The organism is Arthrobacter sp. Hiyo1, assembly GCF_001263615.2.
Lineage (GTDB): Bacteria > Actinomycetota > Actinomycetes > Actinomycetales > Micrococcaceae > Arthrobacter.
In genome coordinates this window covers 221,434-223,193 of the sequence record NZ_DF952468.1, presented here as the reverse complement: position 1 = coordinate 223,193, position 1,760 = coordinate 221,434, and the positions used below count along the sequence as shown (strand labels likewise).

Genomic DNA, 1,760 nt, shown 5'->3' with positions numbered 1-1,760 from the left:
CGGGTGCCTGGATTCAGGTGGTGGCACTCGTGCGGAACACATCGGCCGGCTTCTATGCTGGGGCATCGGCCACGGGCTGGCACGGCCGTGAGAGTTTCCGAGGAGGGTCCGGAGTGGAAGGTTTGTGGGGGGATGTGTTTTTATCCGGGCAGCGGGTGCTGGTCATCGCACCGCATGCCGATGACGAAACCTACGGCTGCGCCGGAACGATCGCGAGGATCAAGTCCCTGGGGGGCGAGGTCTTCGTTCTGTTGGGGTCCCTGGGCGGCGTTGACCACTACGGTTCTGCCGGCCGGGGGAGATGATGCACCGGGTCAGCGCGCAGACACGGCTGCAGGAATTCGCCACCGTGATGGAACTGTTGAAAGTCGATGACTGGGAGGTGATGTACACCGGGGAATCGATGCACCTGGCCCTGGATACCGTTCCCCGCAGGGATCTGGTCAGGTTGATCGAGCGGGATTCCCGGCTGTCGGTGGAGAACATCCACCCGACGATGCTGCTCATTCCCTCGATGAGTTACAACCAGGACCACGAGGCACTGTTCCGTGCCTGCATGACCGCCGCGCGGCCCGGGCTGCGCACCGAACGCCACTTCATCCCCCTGGTCCTCGGCTATGACAACACCAGCCTGTTCTGGGCCCCGGAGACCGAACGGTTCCACCCCACCTTCTACATCGACGTCAGCGATTTCCTGGCCGTCAAACTCGATGCCCTGCGCGCCCATGCCTCCCAGATCAGGGGCCCGCTCTTCCATGGAAGCCCCGAGGGCCTGGAGCTGCAGTGCAGGCTGCGGGGCCGGGAAGTGTCCGCCGAGGCGGCCGAGGCTTTGTCGCCCACCGGGTGGTGTTCTGATGGTGATTGTCTCGGTCCACCAGCAATTTCATGCCCTGCTCAAACTCCTGGCCAAGGTGCTGGCGAGCGACGTGTACGTCGCGTACGACAGCGTCCAGTTCACCCGGCAGGAATTCCACGCCCGCCAGCTGCTCAAGTCCCGGGCCGGAAACCCGGAATGGCTCACGGTGCCGGTGCTCAGCACCGGCACTCGGCAGATCCTGAACAATGTCCGTGTCGCTGAAAACGGCTGGCGCCGGAGACATCTTGACTTCCTGGAAGCCAACTACCACCAGGCCCCCTGTTTCGGGGAGGTGTTCCCCCTTATCCACGCCGTGTACGGCCGCCAACACCAGTTCCTGGTGGAGCACAACCTGGATCTGCTCGAGCAGTTCTGCCGTTACCTCGCTCCGGTGTCAGGATCGTCAGAGCCACCAGGCTCGAGCACGGCGGCACGAGGGAAGAACGGCTGCTGGATCTGGTCCGAAACGCCGGAGGCGACGGCCATCTCACCAGCACCACCACCACCCACGTCATCGACTGGACAGGGTTCGAGGAGGCGGGCATCCCCGTCTACCACCAGCTCTTCGACCACCCCGCATATCCGCAGGGCCCCGGACCGTTCACCCCGAACCTTGCCGCCGCCGACCTGCTCTTCCACACCGGGACCATGGCACGGGAATTGCTGGACTCCTGCAGCCGCAGCGAACTGCGCCCCAGCCCGCAACCGGCACCATGAGCCTCCAAGGAACGGCCCGGAACCAGACCAGGCAACCCGCCCGACGGGACAGCCTGCCCCGGGACCCGGCCACGGACACGGGACGGACCTCCCCGGACCGGTACGGCCACGCGGTCACGGCCTGACCGTCCTGATCCTGCTCGGTGTCGTCCTCGCGGCAGTGTCCTGGTTCGGGCCCGGGCTCCTG

At 65.5% G+C, this 1,760-nt stretch carries 2 protein-coding genes and 1 pseudogene; all 3 read left to right on the top strand.

Translation table 11 applies throughout. The features are described 5' to 3' along the window. Positions 1-305 (top strand): PIG-L deacetylase family protein (locus AHiyo1_RS25340; RefSeq protein WP_216363118.1); only part of this gene is annotated, 305 nt, incomplete at its 5' end. A 312-nt stretch (positions 306-617) separates the two neighbouring features. Next, a pseudogene (locus AHiyo1_RS28130) lies at positions 618-1,229 on the top strand (WbqC family protein); the annotation flags it as partial. Beyond that, positions 1,136-1,573, top strand: coding sequence for a WbqC family protein (locus AHiyo1_RS28125; protein ID WP_172465494.1), 438 nt, complete (start codon positions 1,136-1,138; stop codon positions 1,571-1,573). The pseudogene AHiyo1_RS28130 and the gene AHiyo1_RS28125, both read left to right, overlap by 94 nt. The last annotated feature ends 187 nt before the right edge of the window (positions 1,574-1,760 follow it).